This window comes from Candidatus Zixiibacteriota bacterium (genome assembly GCA_034003725.1).
In the GTDB taxonomy this organism is placed as follows: domain Bacteria; phylum Zixibacteria; class MSB-5A5; order GN15; family FEB-12; genus WJMS01.
Window position 1 is genome coordinate 151047 of record JAVEYB010000006.1, and the last position, 25050, is coordinate 176096.

Genomic DNA, 25050 nt, shown 5'->3' on the forward strand with positions numbered 1-25050 from the left:
TGATCCCGCCCTATCTCCTGAGCAGGATTCGGCGGCTGATCGTGCTGTCCGGAGTCTCCACTTTCAGCCTGTACACGCCGTCCGGTTCGGCGCTGATATCGACGGGAACGAATCCTTCCTTGAACGCATCAAATCGCCGACTGTAGACACTCCGCGTACTGTCCTGGGAGAGTACGCTGAGTACGACATCGGTCGGCTCGTTGAAAAACAGGTCGACATCGAACATCCCCGTGTTTCTCGGCGGGAATGGCTGGACGATCGGCAGCGACGTGTCTGCCGCGCGAGCCGTACTGTCCGTCCCCGTCTCAAACCAGTGATCGATACGACTGCCGAAATCCGATGAGAATGCTTTGATCAGGCGGCCATCCCGATCGAGCAGCCGCACGAAACCCCGTCCCCCGCCGGTGTTGAACCAGAAATCGAGTCCGTCGCCGGCCGTATCGTCGACAATCAGGCGGTAGCACCCTTCGGGCAATCGCAGCGTGTCGCGGTAGACCGTGGCAATCTCGGCCGCCGGTGGCACACGCTCGTGGATCACGGCTCCCGCCGCATCGGTAACGCGGTACGATGTCTGACCGGAGTCGTTGTTGGTTCGCACGGTCAGGATCATCTCCGGTGGGTAAACCGGCACCGGAGCGGTTTTCGACACCGCCCGGTTGTCCGCCGGATAGTCATCGGCAGCGCCGTTCGGCTGTGCGAGTTGAACGAAAAACTCCAGCGCGGTGTCGGCAATCGGTATGGGGCCGGGCAGATGGACCGAGATCAATTCCTGCGGTGCGAGTTCTCCCGTCCAGTCAAACTCACGCTCGTCGATATCTCGAACCCCGTATCGCACGGAGACTGATTCGACAGTCTCGGCGCCGTTATTTTTCATCAGAAAGACCGGCTGACCGCACGCCGGGTTGTTCCGGGAATATTCGTCGCGATCACCGGGCACTACGATGTCCTCGATACTGACATCGTGAGCGGCCCAGGGCGCCGAGAAGTAAAACAAAAACGAGTGAATGAACCAGTTCGCCGATGGCGTGCCGGGGTTGATGTAGGGTTCCATCGCGATATCAATCACATGCGATACGAGCCGCTCAATGGGCAGATCGTATACGTCCGGATGGACGACCGCCCCCGGACACCAGTTGGCGCGATCGAAAATCCACGTCCCCGCCTGCGGGTAGAGCGGATTGTCACCGCACGCGCGCCACAGGAATCGTTCGTTGACCAGTGAATCGTCGAACAGCACCTTCCGCCATTTGCGACAGAACTCCGCGCAGTTCGCGGAGTCGTCCATACCGTGACCGGTCTGGTGAATTCGCAGCCGTGCGAACTGCGCGCCGGGCGGCGGGGCGAAATTCACGGGGGCCAGCAGGTGTTCGATATCACGCGCTGAATCGCCGTAGGGAAAGGAGCCGCACCACAGCGTGTCCATGCCCAGGCACATCATGGCGGGTCGCCCATGCGTAATCTCGAAATCAAGCGTGACGAGCCAGCCGCGATCAGTATCGCTCTCGTAGCCGGTGTGCACGAACTCGACTTCCACTGAATCATGCAGCAGCAACGCGAAGTCGGTAACATCGGTATGCCAGGTGAACCGCCAATCGGCGCCGAACTGCCATCCGTAGGGCGAAATCATGCGCGCCAGCTCGATATACTGCGCTGCCGATGTGTCACTGCCGGCGCGGCGAAGCCTGACCTGATCGATATAATCCCACTCGCCGCAGTGAAGGCTGTCCGGACACGAGTAGGTTATCCACAGGGTCACTTTCCGATACTCAACGGAGTCCGGCGGGAACACGACTTCCCGCAGGTAGGAGTTGGTGCCGTCCGACGGATCAGTCACGACCAGGACCCGGTCGTGAGAGATGACGTGCGTGATCGCGCTGTCGCCCGCGGACGCTGACGAGACGGCTGCGTGGAGGATGACCACGAGTGCGCACCCGATCCGCGCGGCGGTCAAAAGCGTGCCTTTCATCCCCTCACCTCGTTTCCTTCCACTGGTGGAAGAGCATACTTTTGCCGACCTCCTGCTTGTCGATCCCCGGACCGGTTACCAGAACGCGAAGCGCCTGTCCCCCCTTGCACTGGAACATCCGCGCTTCGATCGGATGGTACCCCGCCGTGAGCGCGATCTTGCCGGCAATCTCGCCGTCGCCATGAATGCCGTCGTTGTCGGCAATCAGTGTATCGGCGACCCACAGCGCGCTGCCGTCATCGGAACTGATCCCGAACTCGTACAAACCATCCACCGGAACCTGGACAAAGCCACGGAACACCAGCGCGTAATCCTCAGGACGCGCGCTCTCCGGAATGGCGACCGTGTTGGTGACAAACTCGCTCACCGGCGTGAGCGTACTGAAATCGGGAAGCCTCTGCCACTCACCCTCGTAGTAAGAACAGAGCAGCCCCGCGGATGGGTCGTCGAGCGGCACGGCCGCACGCGGGATGAGTTTCTGCACCGCAAACGTGGAGGTAACTCCGCTCTCGCGAGGACCAAACGCCCGTGCCTTGATCGTTGTCGACTCGGAAAGGCGAACGGGACCCGCAAAGACGGGGGACGACCCATCCGGCTCACCGCCGTCGAGTGTATACCGCACGACCGTACCCGGCATCGGGCTGGAGAGGGTCACGATCGTGCTGTCGATGAAGATCGGATCTGATGCCGCAATTCGGGCGATGTTAGTCGACGCGGCATCGTACAGCGGTGTGACAGCCCTTACTGCGTCATGCTGTGGTCCCGCCACCGACGCAGCCATCAGCTTGATGCCGGGGTTATCGGGCAGAATAATCGCGCGTGCGTCGGCTGCAAGGGGAACGCGATAACCATACACGTACGTGAACTTGTATATGTCGTTTTTCCCGGCGGCCGTATGACGGTGCGTTCCCGCCCACGCGACCGGGGTCTGGTTGATATATGCCGGGACGATCTGGGAACGGTCGCTGACCATCCGTCCATTCACCATGCGATTGTCCCATTGGCCCACCGGCTCGGTATATTCGTACAAGGAAACGGTCTGCCGCCGACTTCCCCCATCCGTCACGACTGTGACTTCCCCCTCGGCAGGCCCCCCGGTGGCAAGCATGAGCAGATATACATCCGACCATTGTGAACTCTCGGGCGACGACGGCAGCGTCAGTTCCTGGCCCGTGCAGGTCACGACATTGGCCGCGCCCGGTGAAGTGGGACCAAATGCGAACTGGACGTTGTCGTACTCGAGTCGGTCGGGCAACAACTCGCCCGCAAGCGTGTTACCGTCGCCGTCCAGATTGCCGTCGGTGGGATTCTCGTCGAGTGAAATACCGTCGAGATCATAAGGAAGCTCGATCGGCTGCGATATGCGTCCTTCCACCATCAGCATCCGAGGTTGTCCCAGCCGCACCGCAAACGCTTTGGGCTGATATGGCGACAGAGAGAATCCTATTTCGTTTCGGTCGGCGGTTGCGGCGCCGATCTCTTCCTCCTGACCGTTGACCTCCCGAACGGATACGACCGGGCGACCGAATGTGATTGTCGCGTGCTCGGCCGGGCGTCCTGCCAACTCACGAACACGGACGATCACTTCATCCGAATTCTCGGCCATCTTAACCGCATTGACCATCACCTGACCGTCTCCGCCGACCGCAAGCAATGAATGTGACTTGCCGAGCTTTCCCGGATGCTGCGGAACCGAAAACGCAATCAACGGCTGGTTGAGCCGCGCGGCTTGCCACACGGCGCCGGACTCCCGCCACGTGCGTTCGTGCCCCGCAAGCGAGAACGTGAAATGATGTATGCCCAAGTCTTGTGAACTCTGGTCTCCTACCCAGCTCCATGAATCAAAAACGCCCGGCGTGTGGATCAGGGTGAGTCGAAGCGTGCCGCTGTCCGGATGATCCCAGCCGTACCGGCAGTCGTTCATCACGGTCAGGCCATAGGAACCGTCGCGTGATGAAATGTCGGCCCACTGGTGCCCGGGGACTTCGTACTTCTTCTCCGTATTGATACCCCGCGCGATCGTGCCCAGCCCGAGATCGTAGGTCACCGTATCGTTGGCGAACGCGGGCTTGAAGGCGACTTTCAACAACGTCTCCTTCTCGGCCCAGTTGACCGTATTGACGAAATCAATCCGATCGTCCTGCGCGGCGAGACGAATGATCGTCTGATATTCCGAGCCACCGTGTGTCCGCGTGATTTTGATCGCCCCGCGCACGGATCCGCTTTCGAGAACCTCTATCGAAGGAGTACCTTCGACTTTCCCGCGCGGTCCGGCCAGCAAGTCCTCGTACTGGATTTCCCATGCCGGCCACTGACGGGGCTTGTTGAAGATCAACTGCCACTCGATGGGCGCCGCGAGCATCTCCCGCCCCGCTTTCTTGTCGAATATCGAGGCTACGTCGCCATCGGCGTTCAGGGTCAGCCTGTACCGCTCGCTCTCCAGACCCGCCGGTGTTGCCGTCACGCCGCCTTCCTGCTCGTATCCGGACTCCGTGGAGCGGACGTCGTAGATTGCCAATCCCACCGGCGGCACATCCGCGCGGACCAGCACGCTGGCGGGTCCGTCGTCGCCCATGACAACCTGGCTGGGCACTTCCGCGCCGTCCGGGCCGAAAACGCGCACAAAACCGTGCGGCAAGCTCTCACGCGCCAGTGGGATTTCCACGACATCGCTTCGCTCTATCGACAGCGGATTATAGACGACATAGGTATGTCCTTCGCCGCGTGTGTCCAGAGCGGGTGCGATTGCCGCCACCGACGACGTAAGAACGCCCGCAAATTGATTGAGCGAAAGAAGCTCATCGCTCCACGAAAACTCGTACGCTTCGGGGATCGATGTCCCCGTCAGATCGTCATGGAACTGGTGCCATAAGAATCGCACCCACGCGTCGTGCAGGATCCGTTTTGGGTACGCGTACCCGCCGAGAAGCGTCGCCGTGACTGCGGCCCGCTCGGCCGCATCCGCCAGCAGTTCGTTTTTTCGGTTCCAGCGTTTCATGGCAGCCTGGGACGTGTAACAGCCCACGCCGTGCCGCGTCATAACCAGCTCGCCGTCGTATTCGGGCAAGGTCGCCCCGGGGAACTCATTGATCAGCGCAGGCAAATCGTCCGCACCGATACTGGCGACCGTGAGCGGGCCGTCGCTGTGAATCGACCTGACCAGCCAGTCAACCGACAGCGAGTCCGGCGCGCCGCCGACATCGCCGGTACCGAAATAAATGTAGCCCGCGTAACATCCGCCGGAATCGCCGAGTTCATCGATGACAGCGCCCCAGGCCGTGTCGCGCGAGAGATCGTCGCGGAATGTCGCGACATAGTTGCCGGTCTTGAGTCCCGCCACTACCGAGGATCCATCGACTCCTCTCCAGTGACCGATCGAGAACGGCACCGGCACCGAGCAGCCCCAGGTAAGTTTCTGCGTGGAAAAACTCTTGAGCCCGCAGTGATTCGCTATCGACGGCAGCGCATAGCCGAATCCGAAACAGTCGGGCATGAAAATGTCATAGCTCTGTTTGCCGAACTCCCGCTTGTAGAAGCCGTTGCCGTACAGAGCGTGTCGCACGAGTGACTCGAACGACGGGATATTGACGTCGACCGCATCTACCCAGCTGCCCGTCACGCGCCACCGTCCGTCGGCGATATACCCTCTCAGTCGTTCGTAATCGTCCGGGTAATACTCCTGCGCGAGCATATAGCGGAACGCGCCCTCGAAACTGAAGATGTAATCGGGATAGAGATCCAACAACGCGAAGTTGTCGTGAAGCGTATTGGGTATGTATTCCTCGATCGTGTTTTTGATCGTCCACCGCCACTGCGTGTCGAGGTGAGCGGTCGCAACCACCCCGAGTTTTTTCTTCGACTGCTTCCCGGCAGGCGATTGCGCACCGGCCACACCCGAGAGTGCGAGACACATGATGACTGCAAGAACTGTTCCCGTTCGCATGATATGCTCCTTCCGGAGAGACAATACACCACCTGATATTCTAGACGGGCGACTTCAGAAACCCCAATCCGCGCTTGAAGCCGCGTTGCTTGAGCCGGTCGAACAGCACCGCCGCCAGAATGACCAGCCCCAGTACCACTTTCTGCGTATAGCTTTCGATATTCGTGAGATTCATGCCGTTTTGAATCACGCCGATTATGAGGGCGCCGATGAGCGTGCCGATAATCTTCCCTTCTCCTCCGCTGAGGCTGGTGCCGCCCACGACCACCGCGGCGATAACGTACAATTCATAGGTAAGGCCGTAGGTCGGCGCACCGCTCTTGAGCTGAGAGGCCATGACAATACCGCCCAGTCCGGCCAGCAAACCGCACAGCGTGTACACGAAGAGAAGCACGCCTTTGACTCGTATGCCCGCCAGCCGCGCGGCCTCCGGATTGCCTCCCACCGCGTATATGTACCTTCCCAGAACCGATCGTTCCATCACCACCCAGGCGATCGCATACAGCGCAAGCATGAGAATCACGGCGACCGGTACATCAAAAACAGGGTCGGCGCCCCGACCGAGCCACACGAACGAGTCCGGCAGCTGGTAGATCGGTTTCCCTTCTGAAATAATGTAGGCCAGTCCCGCTGCGACCTGCATCATGGCGAGCGTGGCGATAAACGGTGGAATACGAAACGCCGTGATCATCAACCCGCTGAATGCGCCGATCCCTCCGCATGCTGCCATGGCCGCCAGCGCGGCCACAATCACGCCGACCGTCGAGACATTCGCCCCGCCCAGCGGTCCGATTACCCATGCGATTACGACCGCCGACAGGGCGATCAGGCTGCCGACCGAGAGATCTATCCCCGCCGTGATGATTACCATCGTCATGCCGATTGCGATGATCGCGATCACCGTTATCTGATTGGCAACATTGCGAAGATTGTCCGCCAGAAGAAATGTCGGCCATCGCCGGCTCTCCGGGCTGTGAACGGGCGCCCCACCGAATCCATCGAATTGCGCCAAAATCTGTTCAACGACCGGACGGGACGCCGAGGTTGTCGCGACATGCTGGATTGACTGTCCCGAAGAATCGAGGGCCGCGACTGAGGCGCGGATAGTCGATGGATCCCCGGTCGCCGTGATGACGCGCCATCCGCGCTGCTCGCCCAGTCGCGACAACGAAGCCGCAAAGTCCTGCTCGTCGCGCGTGCCGGACGCACACACCAGCAGACTGCCCGCGGATGCGTCCATGTGCTCGAGATGCCGCACAATCTGCTCTGCGCCCTCTTCGCCGGTGACGGCCTGCTCTTTCAGTGTAAGAACGGAAAAGAGCCCACCGAGCAGTATCAGCACCGGCAGCATTCCGTAATCGGAAAGCAGTCGCGACAGTCGAGCTTTTCGCGTGATGTGACTCATACGGCCAGCGCCATTATGTCTTCCTGCGTGAGACCGGGGACTATCGCGTGTTCTCCGGCGACACGCCCCGCTTTCATCACCAGCACCCGGTCGCACATGCCGAGGATTTCGGGCAATTCGGACGAGATGAGGACAATCGCCTTGCCCTGTGCCGCCAGTCGCCTGATAATGACGTACATCTCGTATTTCGCCCCGACGTCTATTCCGCGGGTCGGCTCATCGAATATGATAACCTGCGAGTCGGTCTCGAGCCAGCGCGCAACCAGCAGCTTCTGCTGATTGCCGCCGGAGAGGTTTTCCGCGCGCTGGTGCGGTCCGGACAGCTTGATCGCCAGTGATTTCGCCCGCGTGTCGAACGCCTCGGCCTCGTCCGTCAGCTGGAGCAGGCCGAATCGCGACCAGCGGGATAAGTTGGGCAGAGAGAAATTGTCGCGGGCCGATAAGCACAGTACGAGTCCCTGCCCCTTGCGATCTTCGTTGAGCAGACAAATGCCGGTGCGAATAGCGTCGCGCGGGCAGGTAATGTGCACCGGCCGGTCATCCAGCAGAATCTCTCCCGACTCGCGGGGATCGACGCCGCAGATAAGGCGGGCTAGTTCCGTGCGACCGGCCCCCATCAGGCCGGCAATGCCGAGTATCTCTCCTGCGCGAACCCTGAACGACACGTCGCGCACTTTCCCGCCCGTGAGACCCGATACGGCCAGCCGGACCGCGCCGTGTTCGACCGCGCCGGGCGGAAACTCTTCTTCAAGAGAACGACCGACCATCAATTCGATCAGCTCCCGCCGGGAGAGTTCCGATGTCGGCCGGGTGGCCACCGTGACACCGTCGCGCATCACGGTCACGCGATCCGATATCTCCAGCACCTCGTTCAAACGGTGGCTGACGAACACGATACCGATACCGTCGCGCACGAGTTCTCGCAATACGGCGAACAGTCGTTCCACCTCGCGCGGGGTCAGTGCGGCGGTCGGCTCATCCATGATAAGAATGCGGGCCTCCGCCAGAAGCGCCCGCGCGATTTCCACGAGCTGCTGCTCCGAAACCGACAGGTCTGCGATGCGCGTGTCGGGATCAAGTGCGGATCCGAGTCTCGACAGCACGGCGCGCGACTCTCGCCGCTCGTCGGTTCGTCGAAGCATGCCCGCACGGCCCCGCTCCCGACCGAGAAAGAGATTCGCGGACACCGTCAGGGCGGGAATGAGTGAGAATTCCTGGTAGATGGCAACGATGCCGCGCCGGAACGACTCGAGCGGCGAGTCGAATCGAACGGGCGATTCTCCAATCCAGATCTCGCCGCTGTCCGCCTGTTGCACTCCGGTGAGTATCTTGATCAGGGTGCTTTTGCCTGCCCCGTTCTCCCCCACCAGCGCGTGAATCTCCCCGGCGAGCAGCTCAAACGAGCCGTCGCTGAGCGCCTGCACGCCGGGAAACGCCTTGCGTATTCCGCGGACGCACAGCAGCGGCGATACTGCCGGCTTCCGGTCGTCGCCGCCGGGCGGTCGAGTGCTGGTGTCGCTATTCCGCATCGGCCTGCGTGAATAAATCACACGGGATCAGGACCGACGGCGGAACGTCGTGGCCGGACATGTACGCCGTGATTGCATCGACCGTCTTCACGCCGATTTCGTGCGGCTTCTGGATCACATCCGCGTAAATTTTCCCGGCCTTGATGGCCTCGCGCGCTTCGGGCACCGCATCAAACCCGACAATCGTCACCCTGCCTGACTTGCCTGCCTTTTCAACCGCGGCCAGCGCCCCAAGCGCCGAATCATCGTTGATACCGAAAATCGCCGCCAGATCGGGATGTGCCTGAAGTATGTCCTCGGCCGTTCGGAAGGCCTGGTCTTTGACTCCGCGCCCGCTCAGCTTCGCGACCACCGTCATTCCCGGCGCCGTCGCGATCTCTTCCTCAAACCCCTTCACGCGCTGGATGACCGATTCGACTTCGGGATGATCGATAATCGCCACCTTGCCCTCTCCGCCAAGCGCATCGATCAGGGCGCGAGCGGCCAGCCGTCCCCCGGCCACATTGTCCGAGGCGACATGTGTCACCACCCGGGCGTTCTCCGCCAGACAGGCTATATCGGCCGTGAACACCGGTATCCCCGCCTCGTTTGCGGCTTTGATCGCCTCGCCGATCGAGCGGGAATCACACGGGCAGACGACAATAGCGTTGACTTTCTGGATTATGAAATCCTGGAGCTGATCCTTCTGCCGCGCCACATCAAACTCGCCCGCGGTAATCAGAAGTTCATAGCCGTTGGCCTGCGCGGCCTCGCGAAGGCCGGCTTCGAGTTCTTGATAGAATGGATGCGTACGTGTGAGCAGACTGACGCCGATCGTGATGTCGGTCTTCGTGACGCCCGTATCCCGGGTGTTTGCCTTCTCCGTGGAGTCGCCGCACCCGGCTGCCAACAGCACAAACGCGGCTGTCGCCGCCCATCGGGAAATTCTCAGCATACCAACCCTCGCCGTTTGCCGCTCCAGTTCGGCCCGCGCGGCTGCGACCGTCTTCATCTCAACTGGCAGTGAATATAACTGACCGCGGCGAAGACCGCAATTGCACAGGATGCTCACGCGTGACCAATGGCTCGCAACACCCGCCGATGACGCGACCTGCGCGGGCGGACACCCGGCATGCAACCTCCGGGAGCGCTGTATCGCATTGTCGTGTCGAGAGTTATGGCGTAGAGGGAGATGACGGAAATGCGCCGTCAACATCCCGCCTGCAGGACATCGGCCTCACTTTGCAAATGTACTCGAAAAACCGTATATTAGATAATGTACTCCCCTTTCTCGGAGGTGTTGCGTGCGGGGTTGCTGGCGCCTAGTGAGAACAGTCTTTCTCTCCATCGTCTCTTTCTCTGTCCTGATCTGGCTGAGCTGTGCTGAAAGCGAACGAGATATTTCGGGCGAAGATGAGAGCCTTGACCACACCGAACCGGCTGTTATCGCCGATCTGATAGTCACGGCGATGACTCCTACCGGGGTCAGCCTGGCGTGGACAGCCACCGGTGATGATGGCGATTCAGGGGTGGCTGCCGTCTATGATCTGCGCTACTGGCAGTACGAAATCACTTTCGATAACTGGGACTCGACTTTGCCCGTGCAGGGTCTGCCCGCACCGGGTCCGGCACACGCGAGAGACTCGGTATCCGTTACCGGGCTGATGGCCGACTCAACGTACTACTTCGCGATCAGGGTAGCCGACGAAGCCGGCAACTGGTCGGGCCTGTCGAATGTCGCGCAGGCAGTTTGTTTCGATGACTATGCCGTCACATTTGCCGATTCGGCGCTCGAACGCGTTGTTCGGTTTTATGTGAGCAAGCCAGGCGGCGACGTGCTCCGGTCCGATATGCTGGCGCTCTGGTCGGTCAATGCCTCCGGTCAGCACATACGAAACCTTTCAGGCATTGAACACTGCCGCAACCTGCGGCGGCTTCTGCTATGGAACAATCGCGTGACCGACATCAGTCCACTCTCCGGGCTCGTCGGTCTGCGAGTACTCAATATTGGCTACAACGGCCTGGCCGACATCGGACCGCTGCAGAGTCTGGTCCTGCTCGATACCCTTGATCTTCACGCCAATGCAATCAGCGACATCGCGGCATTGTCCGGGATGAAAAACCTCTTGGAGTTGAACCTCAGCAGCAACGAAATCTGGAATATGGCGCCACTGGCGGACAATGCGACACTGCGAAGCCTGCTGCTCGATGACAATGAGATCGCCTTTGTTAATGCGCTGTATAACGTGACCGGGCTCGACCGGTTGAGTCTCGCCCGGAACCACATCGACGACATCCTGCCGTTGACGTACAACGCCGGACTGGGAACCGGCGACACGATCTGGCTGACAGGCAACCCGCTGGCCGCATCGACGACCGACAGTCTGATCGCGGTGCTTCGTGATCGCGGCGTGATCGTGGTCAACTGAAAAGACAGCCGCGCCCTTCGAATCCGAAAGCCGGCTTCGATATCACCGTGAGTGCGCCCGTGCCGCCTGTTGAGCATACGCCGCCGGAATGTGAACGAGGTGACACTTCGAGCAGCTCTCGCGACCTATCAACTGCATCAACTCACCTGCTCGTGCGGCGTCCACTTCGGGTTTGACGAGCTCTGATTCGAGCGCGGCGATCAACGTGTCAATATCGTCGCTGACATAATAGTGACGCTCCGTCTCATGGCACACCATACAGGCGTCGCCAAACGTCTCGAACCGGCTCTTGAACCCCGCAAACTGCGCCCGGGCATTCTCGATTTGACCCTGCGCCAGATCGGCGCCTATACCGCTGAAGTTTGTCTCCATCATCAGCATGAGACGGGCATAGCTGACATCAGCGCCGCTCAGCGGATCGGTGAGCGCAATATCAGCGAATCTCCCCCAGTGAAACCGATGCTGTACCGGGGCCATGGTCGACAGATGGCAGCTGTGACACACCGCGCCGACCGCCTCGACTGCGGGCATGATCTGCGACATGTCCCGCGTCGCAACTGCCTCGGCAAGCCGATCCACAGGTTCAACCGGGTAACGGTCTGTCCATTCCGGCACCATCGCGGCGGCGCCGAGATACGCCTTTCTGAAGGCGTCGAAATCACCCGCGACATGATCCAGGTCGCCTTCGAGCGCGTCGCTCACCATCGCTGAAAACGGTTGTGACATGCTCATCATGGCAAGCAGATACGCCGGCGCCGGGCTGACCGGCGGATAATACTGCTCAAGCGACGCAGGCAGGGTTGCGTGATGATCGACCATCGCCTCCCCGTCGCCGTGAACCGAGGCCGTGCCCGTGACCAGGACCACCACCACGAGGCACAGGACACCAATGCATTTGTTGATCAGCTGCACGGTACTCTCCTGAAGTTGTGATGTGTGAATATGAATCGAACCGATTCGCATAAAGCGGTTGCCCGCCACTGGAGGCTTTGACTTAAGTCAAATCCGGCATCTAGCCGACTACCGGGAGGACCTGCACGTGAGAACCGACTGTCGCTGTTGCAGCCATCGTTACCGGAAGGTCGATTGACAGGGCGCAGCTGCGTGCGCTGCAACCGTCGAACCTGATAGTTGCCTCCACTGCTGTGAACCGGATGTGACCGCACGTGCAATAGGCGCGCCCGAACGGCGGGGCAGCGGACCCCGAAAACGGCCGATGCAACAGAGTACAGTGGCTCCGGGTTGGCAGAATCCAGCGCGGCGCCGCTCTCCTCCCGCCCAACTGTTTTCGTTGAGAATATTGGATCGATAATATCTAAGTTATCGCCATCCCGGCAGATCTCGACATCTTATTATATGTCAAATAGTTACGCTTGTAATACTAAATCGTGACAGGCCGGTTTCTGCACATACTTCAGATTGCAGTTGACAACCGGGTCCAGATTATTTAAGATAACGGAGTCCGAAATACGAAATAGCATGTCGCTCGATTCGAGCGACCGACCGGTTACCATGTAGGGCGAGTACCAGACGTGAATGCAATTCGACTCCACCGACCGTTTTTCTCCTCCGCGATAGTCTGCACGCTGACTGTCGGGACCGGCTGGGGCGCGTATCTCCTCTGGCAGATCAGCGAAGCCGGCTCGTTTACCGCAGTGTCGCTTCATCTGATCAACGCCCACGGCCATGCCCAGGTCTTCGGCTGGGTCGGCCTGTTTATCATGGGCTTCACTCTTCAGATACTCCCCCGCTTCCTCCAGACAAAAGTGTGGGGACCCAGTTTGGTTGACTGGGTCTTCGGCCTCATGATTGTCGGTATCCTCGGCCGGCTCGTCGGCGGGTATTACTGGGACGCCGCCTGGGGCCGCCTTGTCGGCCAATTCGGCAGCGTCAGTGAAATCGTCGCCGTGGCCCTGTTTGTACTGATTGTCGTCAGGACAGTTCGACAATCGCTGTCCCCTGTCTCCGTAATCGAACTGTATATACTGGCGTCGTTGTTCTGGCTGACGGTTGCGGTCGTCTTCTCTGCGGTCCATTTCGCGATTACCGTCGGGGCGCCGAGCCGACCGGCGCTGCTCCAGCAGGTGGCCACCTGGCAGGCTCCTCTACGCGACGTACAGATAATCGGTTTTGCGCTCGTGATGATTCTCGGTGTCAGCCAGCGCATCTTGCCGGGCGTGTACCGGACTGAGGCTACCGACAGTCGGAAGAGCCTGACCGTACTGATCCTCGTCAACCTGGCCGTGCTGCTCGCCGTGGTCGCCCATCCTGTCTTCATCTCGACCGGATCAATGCTGGCGCTCGTCGTGCGAGGGGCGGCAGGACTGCTGCTGTTCGTGTCCGTCGCCTGGTTGATAATTCCCTGGAGGCTATGGCGATTGCCAAAACCGCCCGACCGAAGCGCAAAGTTTATCTCGACCGCGTTCGGTTGGCTGCTCGCGTCGCTCACCCTCACCCTGCTGACGCCCCTTTACTCCGGCTGGAGCGATATGGCCTTCTCGCATGCGTACTTCGGCGCGGCACGGCATGCTATCACGGTCGGCTTCGTCTCTCAAATGATTCTCGGTGTGGCCGCCCGAGTTGTTCCGTTCCTTCAGGGATTAAATGCGAAAGATCTCCCCTCGCTGCGGAGCGTGTATGCACTGATCAATGTCGGCTGCTCCCTCCGCGTTATCCTGCAGATTGCGACCGACCATGCTCCCGCCGCCTTTCAGCTGATCGCCGTGAGCGGACTGCTGGAGCTTACTGCAATAGCCGTCTGGGGTGTACACCTGATCCGCCTCATGTATTCGCGACCGTCGCCGCCGTTTGATTCGCACAGAGGCATTTCCGGCGGAATGCGCGTACGCAATAAGATCGTATAGCCTAACCAGTCACAAGAGGATATTACTCATGACCATCTCCACGGAATCAACCGTCGCATCGCTGGCCACCGAGCACCCGCTCGCTACTCGCGTCTTCTCGCGTTATGGTATCGACTTCTGCTGTGGCGGTGGACGGCCGCTGAAGGATGTGTGCGGAGAAAAGGGTCTCGATGTCGGCCGCGTGGTTGAAGAGATCCGACAGGAACTATCGTCTGCCGACGAGCAGGTTCATCGATGGGACACCCGGCCGCTCGACAAACTGATCCAGCATATCCTCGACACGTATCATCGTCCGCTCGACGAGGAACTTCCGCGCCTGCAGCAAATGGCCGCCCGGGTGCTCGAGGTTCATCACGATAAAGACCCCGGGCGGTTGACCGAACTGGTCGACGTCTATGCCGGCCTGAAGACGGAATTGGAGGATCACATGGCCAAAGAAGAACAGATTCTGTTCCCCATGATCCTGAGAGGACAGGGTGCGCTAACCAATGGACCCATTGCGGTCATGGAACACGAGCACGAATCGGTTGGCATCGCCCTTCGGCGGCTGCGCGAACTGACCGATGACTTCGAAGTGCCGCTCGAAGCCTGCAATACCTGGAGGGCGTTGTGGAAGGGCCTCGAAGCGCTCGAACAGTCGCTTCACGTGCATATTCACCTCGAAAACAACATTCTCTTTCCGCGTGCCTTGGAGAATTGAACGAGGACCGGCGCCGATGCGCTCCTTCGACGCGTGATCCTCACTTCGGCCTCAGGTAAAACAGCAGCGAACCCTCGCCCGACAGCAGTATCACCTTTCCCAACAGGGTTCGCTGCATGGTGATACCTCGTGTGCCCTGCTGTTATCGAGAGCCGTGCCCCATGCGGTACGCGGACTGCACGACCGGATGACCGGCGTTGCGAGGTCATGCCTGACCAGTCGAGCTGATCGAGGGACGCCCCTTCCGTGTGCCCCGCTGCGGCCGGCATGTACCAGGCACCGGGAATAACATCGCGTCGAATAGCTGCCCGAAAGGCAGTCGATTCACTCCGCAATCCCGCCCGCCGGCTGCCTCACCGAAAAGCGTTTGACAGTTTCCGCACATTGTACTCTATTAGTATCTGTATGGCGAAAGAAAACCCCCGAAATCCCTCCGATCTCCCGGCAAGCCCCGCCCGCGCACAGGAGACAACCGCAGCCGGTTCGGGCAGCCGAAAAGGACTCGATCACGAGCTGCATTTACGGTCACGTGAGCTCGCCGAACGAATCAAGGAGCTGGGAGTCATCCACTCCGTATCGACTCTCTTTGAGACCAAAATCGTCGATTTGACTGAGGTCTTCCAGAAAATCGTAAACGTTCTGCCTTCCGCGTGGCAATATCCGGAATTGGCCTGCGCGCGGATCAGTATGAAAAACCGCGATTACCGCAGTTCAAGCTATCGCGAGCCGATCTGTCTGATACAGGAAGATATTCTGGCAGTCGGAGAAAAAATAGGGACACTGGAGGTGGGCTATTTCGAGCCGCTGCCCGATGGCTCGGAACCCGACTTTCTCGTCGAGGAAAAAGGCCTGCTGACAATCGTCGCTCGCCGGCTCGCCGAGGCTTACTCGCTGAAAGAATCCCAACTCCAGCTCGCGACATATCAGCAGCACCTTCGTTCGCTGGCGTCTGAGCTGACGTTGACCGAGGAACGCGAACGCCGACGGTTGGCTCTGCATCTGCACGACAGCATCGGCCAGGGCCTCGCTCTTGCCAAACTCAAGCTGGAGACATTGCGACACGTCCTTCCCGAGGCGTTCAAGGAACGGGTCGGGGATGTCCTGACGCTCGTCCAGCAGATCATTGCCGAGGCCCGCTCGATTACGGCCGAAATCAGCCCGCCCATCCTCTACGAACTGAGCTTCTACCAGGCGATTGTGTGGCTGTGCGACCACTTCAAAAAGCAGTTCGGAATGACCATCGAGGTCGTCGGCGCCGACCAGAATTTCCTGCTCGGCGAAGGCGTCCGGGTCATGTTGTTCCGGTCGATTCAGGAGCTCCTGACGAATGCCGTCAAACACGCCAGCGCCACCGAAGTGCGCGTTTGCCTGGAGCGCGAAGAACATGCCGTGCATGTCTGCATCGAGGACAACGGCGTGGGCTTCGGTCCCGAACAACAGAATCGGTATCCATCCGCGAGCGGCGGGTTCGGGATATTCAGTATCCGGGAACGGCTCGCTCATCTGGGCGGACGACTGACCATCGAGTCGAGTCCCGGCAAGGGCGCGCGGGTCCATTTGTGGGTACCGGCTGCGGAACGGACCGTGGTATGAACTCGTGGAGGAATGACCGATGAAGATTCTGTTGGCAGACAACCACAGGCTCTTTTGCGAGGGCCTCCGCGTCCTGCTCGAAAAACAACCGCACATGGAGATCGTCGGTGAGGCCAACAACGGGCGACTGGCGGTGCGCCTCTGTCGTGAACTCTCCCCGGATCTGGTCGTGATGGATGTCGGTATGCCCGAATTAAACGGAATCGAGGCTACCCGGCAGATCAAGACCGAAATGCCCAACATCAAGGTCCTCGCCGTCTCGATGCACGCCGACCGACAGTACGTCGCAGGCATGTTGTCCGCAGGGGCCTCCGGCTACGTGCTGAAAGACAGCGCCTTCACCGAACTCAGCGAGGCGATCAGGATCGTCACCCGGGGCGGCCGCTACCTCAGTCCGGATATCGTCGATGTCGTCGTCGAGGACTACGCGCATCGACTGTCGCCCGCCCTCGGCTCCGCCCTGCAGAAACTCTCCGCACGCGAACGGGAAGTCCTGCAGATGATTGCGGAAGGGTTTGCCACCGCCGATATCGCCGCCAAACTCAACGTGAGTCGGAAAACGGTGGAAACGCACCGCAAAAACCTCATGCTGAAACTCGATATCAGGACCGTGGCGGAATTGACGAAGTTCGCGATCCGCGAAGGACTTACCTCGCTCGATTTGTCCGACGACTCGTCGTCATAGCAATCTCCTGCCCCCCTCGGCAGGACATGCGGCAGCCCGTCGGCTGCCGCATGCCGTCCATCAGCAGCGTGACATCGCCGTCACGCCCGCAGAGTCTACCCGGGCGCCTGTGTACGTACAGTGAAAGTCACTCAGCCGTTCGATCAGCAATTGGATCTCCTCGCGCGGCGGCAAAAACGTCATGCGGAAATGATATGTGCCCGGCTTCTGCCCGAATCCGGAACCGGGCACCACGCATATGCCCGTCTTCTCAAGCAGGGCGAGACAGTAGTCGGTTTCCCGCTTTTCCGTATAGGCCGCCAGCTCGCGCGGCGACATCCGCCCGATATCGACCCCGCGCTCGTCGGGCAATTCGAACCGGACGAAGGCGTACATCGCGCCCTGTGGGACATCCACCGACATGCCGGGAATGCTGTTGATCCCCTCGCCGAGAATGAGCGCTTTGGCTTTCAACTCCGTCAGTATCGCGTCACGCTCCTCGACATAGGTCTCGTAGCTCCGCTCTCCGGGTTGCGGTGGAGATACCATCAGATAGGCCGCAATCTGGCCCGGTACGTTCGCGCACAAGCTGATGGACTGGAGTTTGATGAACTGCGCCAACACGTCGTCCGGCACGTTGCGAATCTCCAGGTACCCTCCGCGATGGCCGCATTCTCCAAGGAACCCTTTCGAGATCGAGTGCAGACTGAACAGCGGCACATCGGTCACCCCGAGATGACCCATCACCTTGGCGAACGAATGGAACTGCTGTCCCGCCGCGTAGACGTTCTCCTGATATACCTCGTCCGCGATTATCGACAGGTGGTGCCGACGCGCAAACGCGATGATCATTTGGATATTCTCCACCGTCAGGACCGCACCCGTAGGATTTCCGGGATTGATCACCACGATCCCCACCGGATTGATCTTGTTCGCTTTCGCCGACTCCAGGCTCTTCTCGAGCGTCGTCTCGTTGAGCTGCCAGTGCTCGTCATCGTCAAGCAGGTAGCCGATCTGCCGGCCGCCGTAAAGCTCGAGACTCGCGCTGTACAGCGGGTACTGCGGAATCGGAATCATGAAGCCGTCGTTGCTCTTCTTGATCAGCGCCATCAGAACCGCCTGCGCCCCCTTGCTGGCCCCATCGGTCATGATGACCGCGGCGGGATCGGCCGGAATGCCGTCACGCTGTGCGATGAAGCTCGCCACTGCGTTCCGGATAAACGGGATACCCGCGCTCTGACTGTACGCCCCGGTGCCGTGCGGATGGCGCGCGAGGATCGACTTCGCCCGCTCCACGACGTCCCGAGGAAAATGCCGCGTCACGTCGGCATTCTCCAGCAGATCGGGGTACTCGACAAGACTCAGTATCTGGCGAAAATACGTCAGCGGCTTCTGCTGCAGCGCCTGAGGGTTGCCGATATTGCAGTAGATGATCTTTTGCCCGGCTGCTTCCAGCTCCTGTGCCCGCTGAACGATCGGCCCGCGTACCGCATACTCCGCCTGAAGCAAACGCTCGTTGAGATGCTTCGTGGTGATACTCATACCTTCGCTCCTTCCAAACGACCAACGGGCTCGAAACTCTCCAATACGTCCCCGATCGACTTGGCGGCGTCTCCGAACAACAACAGCGTCGTCGGCTCATCGTACAGCGAGTTCGGCACCCCGGAGTAACCCGGCCGTTCGTCGAGATTGAACACAAGCACGCGCTTCGCCTTGTGCGCGTTGAGAATGGGCATGCCCGAAATCGGCGTGTCAGCCTTCATGATGGCCGCCGGATTCACCACGTCACACGCCCCGATTACCAGCACCACGTCCGTATCCGCAAACTCGGGGTTGACCTCGTCCATTTCCCGAAGCAAGTCGTAATCGATTTCCGCCTCAGCCAACAGAACGTTCATATGACCCGGCATGCGACCCGCGACGGGGTGAATCGCGAAACTGACCTTCTTCCCCATGCGCATGAGGATGCGACACAAATCCGCCACCAGAAACTGCGCCTTGGCCAGCGCCATCCCGTATCCCGGTACGATAATGACGCTGCGCGCCTGCCGAAGAACGTCCTTCGCCTCAGCCATGGCATCCGAAAAGCTCCGAACGACCCGTGTGACCGACGGCTTCTCCTCGGCGACCGCCGGGTGCCCGGCCGCTGCCGGCGCCGCCTTGTTGCCCGACAGCACGCGCACGAAGCTTCGGTTCATCGCCTTGCACATCACCGCCGTCAGGATCGAACCCGAAGCCGCGACCGTCGCCCCGCACGCGATCAACAGCTGATTCTGGATCACGATGCCGCAAAACGCCGCCGCCAGTCCCGCTGTGGCGTTCAAAAACGAGATCAGCACCGGCATGTCGGCGCCGCCGATCCGGACTGAGAATACCCAGCCGAGAAAGATCGACGCCACAAGAATGCCGATCAGCACGGGAATGGCGCCTGAAGGCGACGTTGCGGCTGCTACCACGCAAAGACCCGCAATCACGGCCAGTACGAGCAACAACACGGCGTTGTGATTCGGTAGTATCGTCGGCGTCTGCCGGATCTTCGCAGCCAGCTTGGCGCTCGCCAGCATCGACCCGCTGAAGGTGGCTGCCCCGATCACCAGCCCGAGATATCCTGACACTTCCCCGAGCGCCGTCATCTCCGCGTGCGACCGCGTCAACTCGACCAGCGCGACGGTGCACGCCGCCACGCCGCCGGCGCCGTGCTGAAATGCCACCATGGCCGGGATCTGTATCATCGTCACCCGCGCGGCAACGACTATACCGACTGCGCCGCCGACAAGCAGCGCCACGGCCAGCCACGAGAGCCCATGGATCGTATGGGTCGACAGAACCAACACAATCGCGCCCAGCAGCGCCACCGAGGCGGTAAGGTTGCCCCATCGAGCACCACGCGGAGTGCGAAACAGTCGAATGCCGACGATTAATAAGGCGATAATCGCCAGCTCCAGAACGAGTCTCAAAGTATTATCCATGCGTATTACCCCGATCAAGCTGCTCCTCGGTACGTGCACGGCGTGCACCACTGCCTCGTTCCAACCTCCGACACGATTGCCCGATCGGAGCAGATATTTGGTTGCGGTACTTCACGTGTGCTTCACAGCCGCGCCGCGCCAGGAATGGTACGCCAGGATCGCCCTGTGGCGGTCGAGATGGGGCCCGCCACCGCGACAACGGACATCCGATGTCACGCAGACGGGAGCCCTGGACGCGGCGGCGACTGTGAAACGCCATTTAACGGTCCTCGCCTTTCACGTGTGGATCCTCGTGCGTCTTGAACAGACGCGTCATCCGGTCCGTGATCACGAATCCGCCGATCAGGTTGAAAGCTGCCGTCACAAGCGCAAGCATGCCGACAAGCCTCAAACCCGTTCCCGACGGCACCGTGAACAACAGGATGGCGCCCAGGATCGTCACGGCCGATACCGCATTCGTCATCGACATCAGCGGCGTGTGCAGCAGCGGAGGAACCCGCGATATGAGCAAATAGCCCACTCCGAACGCCACGACAAACACGGTCAGCATCAGTAGTAGATCAGCCACGGTACTTCTCCTTTGGGTCGATTACTTCGCCGCCACGGTTTCATGCATAGCCTCAAGCGCGGGCCCGTAGACAATGCTGCCGTCTTTGGTAACGAGCGACGCTTGGACGATTTCGTCGGCGAGATCGGGCGTCCGGGATCCCTTCTTGAACAGGTTCTCGATGTAGTAGTACATGTTGTTGGCGTAAAGCCACGACGACTGCATCGGCATACGACCCGGAAGGTTCTGCACGCCGCACACGCGAACGTCGTGCTTGACCACGTCCTGTCCCGGCTTCGTGAGTTCGCAGTTCCCGCCCTGGTCGATGGAGATGTCGATGATCACGGAACCCGGCTTCATACACGCCACCGCCTCCTCGGTCACGATGGTGGGAGCCAGTGAACCGGGAACGAGGGCCGACAGAACCATGATGTCGACCTCATGGGCCATGTCCCGAATCGCTTTCTGCTCCTTCTTCAGCCAGGAGTCGGGAAGCTGCTTCGCATAGCCGCCCTCGGCAATCGCCAGCTCGGCCGGAACATCGAAACCCTCGACCTTCGCGTTGAGACTGGACGCTTCCTGTCGGGCCGACTCCCGGATGTCCCATGCCTTGACGACCGCACCGAGTCGCTTGGCCGTCGCAATGGACTGCAACCCCGCAACGCCGGCGCCGATCACCAGTACCGTCGCGGGCTTTATCGCGCCGATCGCCGTCCCCACCATCGGAAGGAACCGCGGAAGATACTCGGCCGCGTCGAGCACCGCCCGATAACCGGCCACCGTACTCATCGAGGTCAACGCATCCATGCGCTGCGCGCGCGATATCCGGGGGATACCATCCATCGTGAACGAACAGATGCCGCGAGCGGCAAGCTTGCGGACCATCTCATGGCTGTCCGGTGAGGCCGGATGCAAAAAGGTCACCAGGATAGCTGACGAAGGCATCATGTCCACTTCGTGCTTCCCGACTTCCTCGTTGAAAATCGGCTGCTTCACCTTCAGGATCACGTCAGCCTTGCTGAACAGATCCTCAACCTTCGATACAATCTCGGCACCGGCTTTCTCGTAGGCCGCATCGGTCACGAAAATACCCGCTCCCGCTCCCGACTGCACCGCTACCTCATATCCCAGCTTGCGAAACTTCTCCACTGTCTCCGGAATGGCTGCAACGCGTCTTTCGGCATGCAGAATCTCTTTGGGAATGGCTATACGCATGGTAATCTCCTTGTTTTTGTTTGATCGTTCCTCAGGCCCGCTGCCCGGCCAGCGATTGCTCTTCCGTCGTCACCCGCCCCAACAGCCCGTCGCAAACACGCGCGAGCGCCCCGTTGAAGGCGTCAAGACTCGAAAAACGCCATTCGCGCTGCCAGATCTTGTGATTGACCTCGTGACCGGGGTCGTTGAGCAGAGTCTCGCCCAGCTTCCAGGGCGACACCGTGAGGTTGTAACGCTGGTTCGTCAGATGAGCCGGCAAAAGCGATAGTTCCTGAATGGACCGAAGCCCCTGCTCGAACGGCATCCCTTCGGTGCCGCGAAGATACCATTCCGGATTGGGCGTCCCCTCGTTCGGTTCGCCGTCATACCAGTTCAGCGTTACGAGTACCGCGGTGTCATCGGGCCAGAAAGGCAACACACAGTGGAACTCGATGCGCAGGTCGTCGGCCGTATATCCTGACGCGGAGACGCCGAGCGCCACCAGCGGCTCCCGAGACATGGCGCCGCCCGGACGACTTGCACCGTGGGCTCCCCGACCGAGATGCTCATACGCCTCGAGCGTCGACGCCGCCTGGTGGGAATAGACGGGAAACTTGACCGTGTTCGGCAATCCACCGTCGGCAAGCTTGTGAGGAAAACTCTCCGAGGATAGACCCGCCACGTGCCGCTTGACACCGTCAAAAGGAACTTCGACCTGCACCGGTGTCGGTGTCCAGATGGGAAACTCACAGGGAGCCAGTTCGGAGTAGGTTGCCTGCACAACCGCATCTCCGGCCCTGATCAGCAAATCGGTGGTGGCACCGTGCTGCTTCAGGACCCGTGCTTCAACTCGCTGACCCTTCATGATCTGAAACCTCCATTAAGGTGTGCGCATGAACCAATGTCGCCTGTTCACTCCGATTACCACCCCGGAGGGGTGCCAACCGGGGCACTCGCCCCTGGCTGTGATGCTGCTCGCGGACGCGACTTTTGGCTCGTTTGTTTCATTTGTCATGAAGTAACGGCATCTGCCGTGGCGCGGCTATCGGGCGCCACCGGATAATCGGAGAGGCTAATCAGGAAAGACAGGGTGACTTCCGGATTAGCGCGTTTCGGTCATTGACTTATGATTGATGTATCAGAGGATGAGGCTGGGTACGAAAATGGCGCGGTGGAAATTAGGGGTTTTCCCTAGATCCGCGGCGGTCAGACATTCGTGGAAAAACTCTTTCAGCTCAGTTAATGCGTCGGCGATGCCCTCGGAATCCGCAGGCGCGCGCATGAGTGCAGACTACCCAAGTCCGGACTGAATAACCGCGTTGTATAGCTTCTGCATCCGCATATCGGTCGCCGAAATCACGTCGGCGCAGTCTTTCAACTCCCTGGTGATCTGCTCTGTCTGTTTGTCAGCAAGACGATACGCCAACTCATGCTCCAGCGACGCCCAGAAATCCATGGCAATGGTGCGGAGTTGAATCTCGACTTTGACCGACTCGGGGCCTGATGACATGAATACAGGTACGGCAATAATCAGATGCAGGCTGCGATAACCGTTAGGCTTTGGGTTCTTGATGTAGTCTATTTCCCGAATCAACTCGATATCGCTCTGCGATGTTAACAAGGTGGCCACCAGATACAGATCGTCGACATACGAACAAATCACGCGGACTCCTGCGATGTCGTGGATGTTCTGCCGAGCCGACGCCAGGGTCATTTCGTGGCCCTTTCTAGCCAGCTTCTCCACTATCCGCCTGGGGGTCTTCACGCGCGCCGTGACCTGATGGATCGGGTTGTGATGCTGGCTGTACTTGAACTCGTCGTTGAGATTCTCCAGCTTGGTCACTATCTCGCGGGTCGCCGATACGTAGATGTGTTCTGTTGACAAAAACGCGCGGATCTGCTCCGAGGCTTCCTCACCGAACGTTTGATCCAACAGCTTATCTAGAAAGTAAGTCTCTCTGGAGCGATTGATAGAGTCCATTATGCTCACCTCGTGTTGCCGGCATTTCGCTGTCCCGTTTGTTGGGCATTCGTAACGTACGGCGAGTCGCCGGAATAGGCAAGCCGGTGACGTGGAGTGAAAGAGGGTCGGTGATTGTTCAGTGGAGGCCGACCGATTGCCTGGCGCAGCGGGGTGAAGCGCAATGCTGATCTCGCACGATCGTCGGGCGAGACGCCTGACCGAAATCGGACAACTGTCGGAAAGCCCGAGTCGATCGAATGGGAGATCTCTTCGCCGTTGTCGACAGCTGCACACATGTATTCTGACCTATCGGCCACATTTAATGAGGTGGGGAAATTGAACCCCATACTCGCGTTGCGAAACAAGGACTTACACTGTATTGTGACCAAATTGTGACCGATTTTCACTTTTCCTTTCGATTCAAGGCGCACTGCTGCGGGGATACCGAAACATGTCACCGGGTTTCTCCGGGCATTCAATGAGGTATTCAAGTCCATTTTCTTTGCACTCTTCAAAAAATTCTTTATAGGCTTGCTCTCTCCCACCATAATGCATCGGAAAAACGACTTCAGGTTTCAGTCTCGCCATTATTTTCAATATTCTCGTCGAAGCCTCGCCCCACCGTCGTGTATGCGACCCAAGAAAGGCCATGTCTACGGAGTCGCATTGTTCTAGCAAGTAATCAAGGTCGGCTATCGAATCGGTCTTATAGTCACCTTGAAAGAAAATGGTCAGGCCGTCGGTTCTGATCAGATACGCCACTTCCGGGACGCCCGACAGGCAGTTGATTGTATATATATCCATATTGCCGATTTGAAGCGACGCCCTCGGACCGACAAGATGGTAATGACTGGTGTCATCAGTGGCCTGCCATCCGAAGATGTAGGTCACTCGGTCGACTTCCTTCTGCCAGTTGAGAATGATCGAGTCAAAGTGATCTTCATGGCTGTGGGTAACGAATACATATACGTCCAGGTCTCCGATTTCGGCTGGGTTGATTCGCCCGGTTGCCAGCGATGGCACTGATATAGTATCCGGGAAGTCGCGCGTCGAGCGCACGTAGTCAAAAATCAGCAGTTTAGTCCCGGTTCTGACCGCATAGCCGCAGTGAAGAAGATACCAAACATATGCCTCATCGTTCCCCAGTGGTTGCTGAAGCAGCGACCGGATCGAGCTGGAAGTGTTGGAATCAATGACTTGTGCAGTGCCGGAGTTTTGGGCTGCCCCGACCCGGGTCGTAGCCCAAGAGATGCTGGCTATAACGACAGCAATAGAGAGAACAGCCTTCAGGGCCATCAACTCTCC

Annotated in this window: 18 protein-coding genes; 5 read left to right on the forward strand and 13 right to left on the reverse strand. The window is 59.5% G+C overall.

Going from position 1 to position 25050, the window contains the following annotated elements:
* Positions 1-10: 10 nt before the first annotated feature.
* From RBT76_08985 to RBT76_09005, 5 genes are read right to left on the reverse strand one after another with little or no spacing between them, the layout of a single operon-like run.
* A complete protein-coding gene (locus RBT76_08985; protein ID MDX9857911.1) occupies positions 11-1966 on the reverse strand; it encodes a peptide-N-glycosidase F-related protein in 1956 nt (651 codons plus the stop codon).
* Positions 1967-1970: 4 nt separating this feature from the next.
* Positions 1971-5909 (reverse strand): glycoside hydrolase family 38 C-terminal domain-containing protein, encoded by a 3939-nt coding sequence (locus RBT76_08990; GenBank protein MDX9857912.1) that lies wholly within the window; start codon positions 5907-5909, stop codon positions 1971-1973.
* 40 nt (positions 5910-5949) lie between these two features.
* Positions 5950-7314 carry an ABC transporter permease gene (locus tag RBT76_08995; protein MDX9857913.1) on the reverse strand — a complete coding sequence of 455 codons (1365 nt, stop codon included), beginning with the start codon at positions 7312-7314 and terminating at the stop codon, positions 5950-5952.
* Complete coding sequence (locus RBT76_09000; GenBank protein ID MDX9857914.1) at positions 7311-8843, reverse strand: sugar ABC transporter ATP-binding protein; 1533 nt, start codon at positions 8841-8843, stop codon at positions 7311-7313. Before RBT76_09000 ends, RBT76_08995 begins: the two co-directional genes overlap by 4 nt.
* The gene (locus RBT76_09005; protein MDX9857915.1) at positions 8833-9777 is read right to left on the reverse strand and encodes a substrate-binding domain-containing protein; all 945 of its coding nucleotides are present in this window, start codon (positions 9775-9777) and stop codon (positions 8833-8835) included. Before RBT76_09005 ends, RBT76_09000 begins: the two co-directional genes overlap by 11 nt.
* Before the next feature lie 370 nt (positions 9778-10147).
* Here RBT76_09005 and RBT76_09010 point away from each other — a divergent pair, with 370 nt between their 5' ends.
* Positions 10148-11251 (forward strand): leucine-rich repeat domain-containing protein, encoded by a 1104-nt coding sequence (locus RBT76_09010; GenBank protein MDX9857916.1) that lies wholly within the window; start codon positions 10148-10150, stop codon positions 11249-11251.
* Positions 11252-11293: 42 nt separating this feature from the next.
* Here RBT76_09010 and RBT76_09015 read toward each other — a convergent pair whose 3' ends face one another.
* Positions 11294-12163, reverse strand: coding sequence for a hypothetical protein (locus tag RBT76_09015; GenBank protein ID MDX9857917.1), 870 nt, complete (start codon positions 12161-12163; stop codon positions 11294-11296).
* Between the two features lie 620 nt (positions 12164-12783).
* Here RBT76_09015 and RBT76_09020 point away from each other — a divergent pair.
* The 4 genes from RBT76_09020 (at position 12784) to RBT76_09035 (ending at position 17093) form a co-directional block, all read left to right on the forward strand.
* The gene (locus tag RBT76_09020) at positions 12784-14115 is read left to right on the forward strand and encodes an NnrS family protein (protein ID MDX9857918.1); all 1332 of its coding nucleotides are present in this window, start codon (positions 12784-12786) and stop codon (positions 14113-14115) included.
* A 28-nt stretch (positions 14116-14143) separates the two neighbouring features.
* Positions 14144-14815, forward strand: a complete 672-nt coding sequence (gene ric / locus RBT76_09025; GenBank protein ID MDX9857919.1) for an iron-sulfur cluster repair di-iron protein — start codon at positions 14144-14146, stop codon at positions 14813-14815.
* 405 nt (positions 14816-15220) lie between these two features.
* On the forward strand, positions 15221-16408 hold the full coding sequence (locus RBT76_09030) for a sensor histidine kinase (protein MDX9857920.1): 1188 nt from the start codon (positions 15221-15223) through the stop codon (positions 16406-16408).
* A 19-nt stretch (positions 16409-16427) separates the two neighbouring features.
* Positions 16428-17093: a response regulator transcription factor gene (locus RBT76_09035; protein ID MDX9857921.1), complete on the forward strand. Its 666-nt coding sequence runs from the start codon at positions 16428-16430 to the stop codon at positions 17091-17093.
* A gap of 60 nt (positions 17094-17153) precedes the next feature.
* Here the strand turns inward: RBT76_09035 and RBT76_09040 are convergent, their stop codons facing one another.
* From RBT76_09040 to RBT76_09070, 7 genes are all read right to left on the reverse strand, one after another.
* Positions 17154-18614 (reverse strand): aminotransferase class I/II-fold pyridoxal phosphate-dependent enzyme, encoded by a 1461-nt coding sequence (locus RBT76_09040; protein ID MDX9857922.1) that lies wholly within the window; start codon positions 18612-18614, stop codon positions 17154-17156.
* A complete protein-coding gene (locus RBT76_09045) occupies positions 18611-20029 on the reverse strand; it encodes an NAD(P)(+) transhydrogenase (Re/Si-specific) subunit beta (GenBank protein MDX9857923.1) in 1419 nt (472 codons plus the stop codon). The genes RBT76_09040 and RBT76_09045 overlap by 4 nt, the downstream gene beginning before the upstream one ends.
* A gap of 271 nt (positions 20030-20300) precedes the next feature.
* The gene (locus tag RBT76_09050) at positions 20301-20609 is read right to left on the reverse strand and encodes an NAD(P) transhydrogenase subunit alpha (protein ID MDX9857924.1); all 309 of its coding nucleotides are present in this window, start codon (positions 20607-20609) and stop codon (positions 20301-20303) included.
* Positions 20610-20630: 21 nt separating this feature from the next.
* Positions 20631-21803 (reverse strand): NAD(P) transhydrogenase subunit alpha, encoded by a 1173-nt coding sequence (locus RBT76_09055; protein ID MDX9857925.1) that lies wholly within the window; start codon positions 21801-21803, stop codon positions 20631-20633.
* 31 nt (positions 21804-21834) lie between these two features.
* Positions 21835-22647: a hypothetical protein gene (locus tag RBT76_09060; protein ID MDX9857926.1), complete on the reverse strand. Its 813-nt coding sequence runs from the start codon at positions 22645-22647 to the stop codon at positions 21835-21837.
* Positions 22648-23073: 426 nt separating this feature from the next.
* Positions 23074-23763, reverse strand: a complete 690-nt coding sequence (locus RBT76_09065) for a GTP pyrophosphokinase family protein (GenBank protein ID MDX9857927.1) — start codon at positions 23761-23763, stop codon at positions 23074-23076.
* A gap of 402 nt (positions 23764-24165) precedes the next feature.
* Positions 24166-25041: an MBL fold metallo-hydrolase gene (locus tag RBT76_09070; protein ID MDX9857928.1), complete on the reverse strand. Its 876-nt coding sequence runs from the start codon at positions 25039-25041 to the stop codon at positions 24166-24168.
* Positions 25042-25050 lie beyond the last annotated feature (9 nt).